Below are 7,296 nucleotides of genomic sequence, written 5' to 3' on the forward strand. Positions count from 1 at the left end.
TTACAGCGTCGGCTCGCCGCCGAAGCGCTCCTTGTACGCCACCAGGTCGTCCTCCGTGAGCTTGGCGAAGAGGACGGGCGGGACGGTGAAGGGCGTACCGGCCGGGACGGAGTCCAGGGACCTGGCCTGGTCGGCGGTGACCCAGGTGGCGGTGTCGTCCTTCAGGGCGAAGGCGCCGCGCATGGCGGCCGACGACGTGGGGATGAACGGCTCGGAGACCACCGAGTAGAGGTGGATGAGGTTCATCGCCGTACGGAGGGTGAGGGCGGCGGCGTCCTGGTCGGTCTTGATCTCCAGCCAGGGGGCCTTCTCCTCCAGGTAGGAGTTGCCCGCCGACCACAGGGCGCGCAGCGCGGCGGCGGCCTTGCGGAACTGGAGGGCCTCCATGTGCTCCTCGTACTCGGCGAGGAGACGCGCGATCTCGTCACCCAGGCGGACCTCCGCCTCACCGGCCGCCGCGCCCGCGGGCACCTCGTCGCCGAAGCGCTTGCGGGAGAAGGACAGGACACGGTTGACGAAGTTGCCGAGGGTGTCGGCGAGGTCCTTGTTGACCGTGGCGGTGAAGTGCTCCCAGGTGAAGGACGAGTCGTCCGACTCCGGGGCGTTGGCGATGAGGAAGTACCGCCAGTAGTCGGCGGGCAGGATGTCGAGGGCCTGGTCGGTGAAGACGCCGCGCTTCTGCGAGGTCGAGAACTTGCCGCCGTAGTACGTCAGCCAGTTGAAGGCCTTGACGACGTCGACCTTCTTCCACGGCTCGCGGATGCCCAGCTCGGTGGCCGGGAACATGACGGTGTGGAAGGGGACGTTGTCCTTGGCCATGAACTCCGTGTAGCGGACGTCGGTGTCGACGTCGTACCACCAGGACTTCCAGTCGCGGTTCTCCGGGTCCTGGTCCGACCACTCCTTCGTGGCGCCGATGTACTCGATCGGGGCGTCGAACCAGACGTAGAAGACCTTGCCCTCGGCGGCCAGCTCCGGCCAGGTGTCGGCGGGGACGGGGACGCCCCAGTCCAGGTCACGGGTGATCGCGCGGTCGTGCAGGCCCTCGGTCAGCCACTTGCGGGCGATGGACGACGCCAGCTGCGGCCACTGGTGCTCGTGCGCCGCGACCCACGCCTCGACCTCGTGCTGGAGCTTGGACTGCAGCAGGAAGAGGTGCTTGGTCTCGCGGACCTCCAGGTCGGTGGAGCCGGAGATCGCCGAACGCGGGTTGATCAGGTCGGTCGGGTCGAGGACGCGGGTGCAGTTCTCGCACTGGTCGCCACGGGCCTTGTCGTAGCCGCAGTGCGGGCAGGTGCCCTCGACGTAACGGTCCGGGAGGAAGCGTCCGTCGGCAGGCGAGTACACCTGACGGATGGCGCGCTCCTCGATGAACCCGTTCTCCTTGAGCCTGCGGGCGAAGTGCTGGGTGATCTCGACGTTCTGCGGGCTGGAGCTCCGGCCGAAGTAGTCGAAGGCGAGGGCGAAGCCGTCGTAGACGGCCTTCTGCGCGTCGTGGGCCTGCGCGCAGAACTCGTCCACCGGCAGCCCCTGCTCCTTCGCCGCCAGCTCCGCCGGGGTGCCGTGCTCGTCCGTCGCACAGATGTACAGCACATCGTGGCCGCGCTGGCGCAGGTACCGCGAGTACACGTCCGCCGGGAGCATGGACCCCACCATGTTGCCCAGGTGCTTGATCCCGTTGATGTACGGAAGGGCGCTGGTGATGAGGTGTCGAGCCATCGCGGGCTGCTCCCAGGTCGTTACAAGGGGTGACGATCGTGGAATTCGGGTCGTCTACGGAACTTTGAAATCGTAGCCGACATGGGTGTGCCGCCCGCTTCTCGTTTTCAGGTGTGAGAAGCGGGCGGCACGGTGGTGGGCGGGCCGGGTGCGGGGCCGGAGCGCCGGGCGGGCTCCGGCGCTACGGGCGCCAGCCGGCCAGGATGCCCTCGTACACCTCGGCGTCCGTCAGCTCGCGCGGGCTCTCGCCGGCGAGGAAGTGGGAGGCGTTGCCCGTCTTGAGCTTGCGGAGGTAGTCGAAGGCCTTGTTCTCCGGGTCACCGAAGGCGACGAAGGCGAAGTGGACGGCCGGGTGGTTCTTCGCGGCGTCCGTCAGCGCCTGGGTGGCCGGGGTCTTCGCGTCCGGGGCGCCGTCCGTCTGGAAGACGACCAGGGCCGGGGCCTTGGGGTCGGCCGACTTCTGGTGCTGGGCGAGGACCTCCTCCACGGCCACGTGGTAGCTGGTACGGCCCATGCGGCCCAGGCCGTTGTGCAGCTCGTCGACCTTGTTCTCGTACCCGGCGAGGGTGAGCTCTCCGGTGCCGTCGAGCTCGGTCGAGAAGAAGACGACGGGTACGGTCGCCGCCGGGTCCAGATGGGCCGCGAGGGCGAGCGTCTGCTCACCGAGCGCCTGAGCGGAACCGTCCTTGTAGTACGGCCGCATCGACGCGGAGCGGTCGAGAACCAGGTACACCTTCGCACGGGCCCCGACGAGGCCCTGCTTCTCCAGCACGGCACGGGCGGCGTCGTACGCGGTGACGAGGCCGGGGGCGTCGGCCCGAACCCGCTCCACGTCAACGGCCTGCCCACCCGCGGGGCTTTCACCGACGGGGGTGGGTGCCACCAGCGGGGCATCCTCACCGTCGGCGACTGCGGGTTCGGGGGAGGGGGCGGATTCGGTGGACTCGGACGGCTCGGTGGGCTCCGTGGGCTCGGTCGCGCGGGGGGTTTCCGCAGATTCGGAGGCTGCCACGGGCACGGGGGCCTCCGCAGGCTCGGGGGTCACTGCGGGTTCGGAGGTCTCCGCAGGGGCGGTGATCTCCTCGGGTACGGGAACCTCGGCGGGTGCGACCGCCTCCGTGGACGCGGGGGTCTCCGCAGCCGCGGCTACGGGTTCCGGTGCGGTGTCCGGCTCCGTGGCAGCTGCGGGCTCCGGCTCCTCGGCAGCCGTGGGCTCGGGCTCCGGTACGGTGTCCGGCTCCTTGGCGGCCGTGGGCTCGGGCTCCGGTGCCTCCACGGCCTCGGGCTCTTCCACAGCCGTGGGTTCCGGTGCGGTGTCCGGCGCCTTGACGGCCGTGGGTTCCGGTGCCTCCACGGTCTCGGGCTCTTCCACAGCCGTGGGCTCCGGCGCCGGCGCCTCCGCGGCCTCGGGCTCCGACCGAACCTGCGGCTCGGGGTCGGCCTCGGACTCGGGGGCAACCGCGGCCTCCGGCTCGGAAGCGACTGCCGCCTCCGGCTCGTCGACGGGCTCGGTGTCGGCCACGGCGACCGGCTCCGCGGCCTCGGCCTCGGCCTCGGCGGCAGGCTCCGCCGGGCTCTCCGTCTCCGCGTTCACGACAGCGGGCTCGGCGTCCGGCTCAGCCTCGACCACGGCGGCGGACTCGGCCCCGGCGCTCGTCCCGGGCTCGTCCGCGCCGGTCTCCGGCGTCTCCACGTCCCCGTCGGCGGACGCGGACTCGGAGCCGCCACTCAGCTCGGCCCCCTTCGCGGCCACCGGCTCCGCCTCGACTTCCGCAACGCCTTCGGGCCCCGCCTCGACAACCTGCTCGGCCTCGGCCTTCTCCGCCGCCACCTCGGTCTCGGGCGCCGCAGCTTCGGCCTCGGCAGTCTCCCCCTCTACCTCGGCATTGGGCGCCGCAGGCTCGGCTTCGGTCTCCGCCACCGGCTCGGGCTCGGGCGTGCCGGGCTCCTCCTCGGCGGCAGCGGCAGCCTTCGGCTCGGCAGCCGCCGTCGGCTTCGCCGCAGCCTCGGCCTTCTCCGCCTCAACCTCGGGCGCCGCAGGCTCGGTCTCCGTGACCGTCTCGGCCTCGGCCTTCACCTCGGGCTCCGCCGCCGAGGAGGAGGCAGGCTCCTCCTCCTCGGTGGCGGCAGCCGCGACCTCCGGCTCGGCGGCCACGGTCGGCTCCGGCGCAGCCGCCCGGGTCTCCCCCGGCTCCTCACCCCTCGGCTTCGGCACGGTCACGTTGTCGAACGCCGCGGAGACGAGTTCGTCGGCGACGGACGGGGCGGGCTCGGTCGCGGGGGTGGGCACCGAGCCCGTCGGCTCCGCCTCGGCGGTGGTCGTCGGCTCGCTCGCCGGGGCCGGAACCTTCGGCTCGGCCTCCGGCGAGGAAACCGGCGTGGCTTCCTGCGAAGGAACCGCGTCGTGTCCCTTGCGGGAGCGGCCGAACGCGTTCCGCAGACGAGAAAGAATGCCCATCAGTGTCCTTTCGAGGGGATCACCGGACGCGGCCGGTGAGGAAGTCGAGTCCAGCTCTGCGGCGCGGAGCGGCACTCCGACCGGGCTTCAGGGGTTGTCACCATGTGTGCTCTGTCAGTCACGTGTCGTATGTACAGTTGCCGAGTGGTTGTGCCCAGGAAGGTACGCCGGGTCTCCGGTGACGTGTGAGACCTCGGAGCCCTCGTGGTGTGGTGCCCGAAGTGCCGCCGCCCGGTGCTCGGAGGGACCGGCGGTGGGAGATCGTGGCGCTGAAGGTACTGGCAGAGCGGCGGGGAGAGCGGCAGGAGAGGCGGACGGGGAGGGGAAGGGGCGGAGGAGATCCGCGCTGACACGTTCCTGCCCCGCGCCTGCCCGGCCGGTGGGCACACCGCGAAGGAGAACGGCGTCAGGTGACGTGCCGCACAGGCGACGACGCAGGAAGCCCGCGCGGCTACGCGTGGGTGGAGTCACGTGCGCAACCCTTCGCGTGAGTTGAAGCCCGTCAATCCCTGGCCAGGACGGACACGTAAGGTTAACGGCCGTGGGTGGTGATCTTGGGGTGGGGCGGGGGGGCTTTCCCTATCCCCGGCGGTCGGCGCTGTCAAGGTCGCCTCAACTGCCGCAGGTTCACCGCGTGTTCACCTTCCGGCCGTGTTTTCGAACGCACGCGCCCCTAACGTCGCGCTCACACCAAAAAGACATATATAACGAGCAAGGAGCGCGCTGTGCGCAAGCTGCTGCCCATGATCGGCTCGCATTCCGGCGGCCGTTCCGCCATGACCTGTCGGTTCCGTTGTGGTGACGCCTGCTTCCACGAGGTCCCGAACACCAGCACCAACGAATACGTGGGTGATGTCATCGCGAGCGCGCTCAGCCGCCGCTCGGTGATGAGAGCCGCCGCCGTCGTCTCCGTGGCCGGGGCCGCGACGACCTTCGGGACGGCCATGCCCGCCGCCGCGGCCACCAACGCCACCACGGCCACCACCGGCGCCGCTGCCTCCTCGAAGAACTACAAGACGCCCACGAAGAAGGCCGCCCGCGGTCTCCGCTTCACCGCCGTCGCGCCCAACACCGCCGACGCCGTGACCGTCCCGGACGGCTACCGGCAGAACGTCGTCATCCGCTGGGGCGAGCCCATCCTGCGCGGTGCCCCGGCCTTCGACCCGGAGAACCAGACGGCCGCCGCCCAGGCCGGCCAGTTCGGGTACAACAACGACTTCCTCGCGCTGCTCCCGCTCCCGGGCGAGCGTCACCGCAAGCTCCTCGTCGCCAACCACGAGTACACCGACGAGGTCCTGATGTTCCGCGGCTACGACGCCGCCAACCCGACCCGCAACCAGGTCGAGGTCGCGTGGGCCGCCCACGGCCTCTCCGCCGTCGTCGTCGAGGAGGACCGCCGCACCGGCAAGCTCACCGCCGTGCCCCGGCACCACCTCAACCGGCGCGTCACCGCCACCACCGAGTTCAAGCTGACCGGCCCCGCCGCCGGCTCGGACCTCCTCAAGACCTCCGCCGACCCGACCGGCACCAAGGTCTACGGCACCCTCAACAACTGCTCCGGCGGCACCACCCCCTGGGGCACCACGCTGCACGGCGAGGAGAACTTCAACCAGTACTTCGCCAACAGCAGCCGTACGACCGACAAGCGGTACGGCATCGGCACCGGCGCCACCGAGCGCAAGTGGGAGCGGTTCGACAAGCGGTTCGACGTCGCCCAGGAGCCGAACGAGGTGCACCGCTTCGGGTACGTCGTCGAGTTCGACCCGTACGACCCGGCCTCCACTCCCCGCAAGCACACCGCCCTCGGCCGCTTCAAGCACGAGGCCGCGACCATCCGGCTGACCTCCGACGGCCGTCCCGTCGTCTACTCCGGTGACGACGAGCGCTTCGACTACTTCTACAAGTTCGTCAGCAGCAAGCGGATGAAGAAGGGGTCGAGCCGCGCCGTCCGCGAGCACAACCTCTCGCTCCTCGACGAGGGCACCCTCTACGTCGCCAAGCTGACCGGCGACTCCCCGGCGATCGAGATCGACGGCACGGGCAAGCTGCCGAGCGACGGCGAGTTCGACGGCAGCGGCGAGTGGATCCCGCTGGCCACCGCCACCGCCAAGGGCGCGGTCTCGCATGTCGAGGGCATGACCGCCGACGAGGTCTTCGTCTTCACCCGCCTCGCCGGTGACAAGGTCGGCGCGACGAAGATGGACCGTCCCGAGGACATCGAGCCCAACCCGGTCTCCGGCAAGGTCTACGTCGCCCTCACCAACAACTCCAACCGCGGTGTCGGTACGAACGCCAAGGCGGACGAGGCCAACCCGCGCAACACCAACAAGCACGGCCACGTCCTGGAGCTCACCGAGCGCTGGAACCGGCCGGAGAGCACCAAGTTCGCCTGGCTGCTCTTCCTCGTCGCGGGCGACCCCGACGACCCGGCGACCTACTTCGCCGGCTTCCCGAAGGACGACGTCAGCCCGATCTCCTGCCCGGACAACGTCGCCTTCGACCCGTACGGCAACCTGTGGATCTCCACCGACGGCAACCAGCTCGGCTCGCACGACGGTCTGTTCGGCGTGGCGACCAAGGGTGACCGGCGCGGTGAGCTGAAGCAGTTCCTGACCGTCCCGAGCGGCGCCGAGACCTGCGGCCCGATCGTTCAGGACCGCCGCGTCCTCGTCGCCGTGCAGCACCCGGGCGAGCTCGACGGCGCCTCCGTCGAGAACCCGAAGAGCACCTGGCCCGACGGCCCCGGCAAGATCGTCCGCCCGGCGGTCGTCGCGGTCTGGCGCGCGGACGGCTGCGACATCGGCGTCTGATCCCGGACAGCACCACATGAGAGTGCGGGGCGGCCGGCGCCAACGTGTCCGCGTCCAACATCGGCAACGCCCTGGGCGCCTGGACCGGAGGTCTCGCGATCACGGCGGGCTTCGGCTACACATTGCTCGACGCCCCTCATCCCCCTCCGCCGCCCACCCGGGCGTGAACCCGCCCGCGCCGCACCACGTCGCCGACCCGGGCGGGCACCTCCTCAGCTGGACTTGCCCCGTCCGGTGAGCGCGTCGCGGAGGCGGTCGACCAGGCCGGCGCCGGGGGCCAGCAGCTTGTTGGCCGGGGGCTTGTCCGGT

4 protein-coding genes and 1 pseudogene are annotated in these 7,296 nt (G+C 70.8%); 2 read left to right on the forward strand and 3 right to left on the reverse strand.

The annotated features are described in order from the left end of the window. Window positions 1-1,719 carry a methionine--tRNA ligase gene (metG, locus tag STRIP9103_RS38785; RefSeq protein WP_009336537.1) on the reverse strand — a complete coding sequence of 573 codons (1,719 nt, stop codon included), beginning with the start codon at window positions 1,717-1,719 and terminating at the stop codon, window positions 1-3. Window positions 1,720-1,900: 181 nt separating this feature from the next. Beyond that, window positions 1,901-3,349, reverse strand: a complete 1,449-nt coding sequence (locus STRIP9103_RS53800; protein ID WP_459170922.1) for a VWA domain-containing protein — start codon at window positions 3,347-3,349, stop codon at window positions 1,901-1,903. A 1,553-nt stretch (window positions 3,350-4,902) separates the two neighbouring features. Here STRIP9103_RS53800 and STRIP9103_RS38795 point away from each other — a divergent pair. Continuing rightward, window positions 4,903-6,987, forward strand: coding sequence for a PhoX family protein (locus tag STRIP9103_RS38795; protein ID WP_009336579.1), 2,085 nt, complete (start codon window positions 4,903-4,905; stop codon window positions 6,985-6,987). Window positions 6,988-7,031: 44 nt separating this feature from the next. Beyond that, on the forward strand, window positions 7,032-7,154 hold the full coding sequence (locus tag STRIP9103_RS52930; RefSeq protein WP_009336586.1) for a hypothetical protein: 123 nt from the start codon (window positions 7,032-7,034) through the stop codon (window positions 7,152-7,154). 45 nt (window positions 7,155-7,199) lie between these two features. Here the strand turns inward: STRIP9103_RS52930 and STRIP9103_RS49445 are convergent. Continuing rightward, window positions 7,200-7,296 (reverse strand): annotated as a pseudogene (locus STRIP9103_RS49445) (hemerythrin domain-containing protein); the annotation flags it as partial.

The sequence above is a fragment of the Streptomyces ipomoeae 91-03 genome (assembly GCF_000317595.1).
Taxonomy (GTDB): Bacteria; Actinomycetota; Actinomycetes; order Streptomycetales; family Streptomycetaceae; genus Streptomyces; species Streptomyces ipomoeae.

Coding starts and splice junctions, on each gene's coding strand:
- metG (WP_009336537.1), bottom strand. CDS start 1,719: ATGGCTCGACACCTCATCACCAGCGCCCTTCCGTACATCAACGGGATC.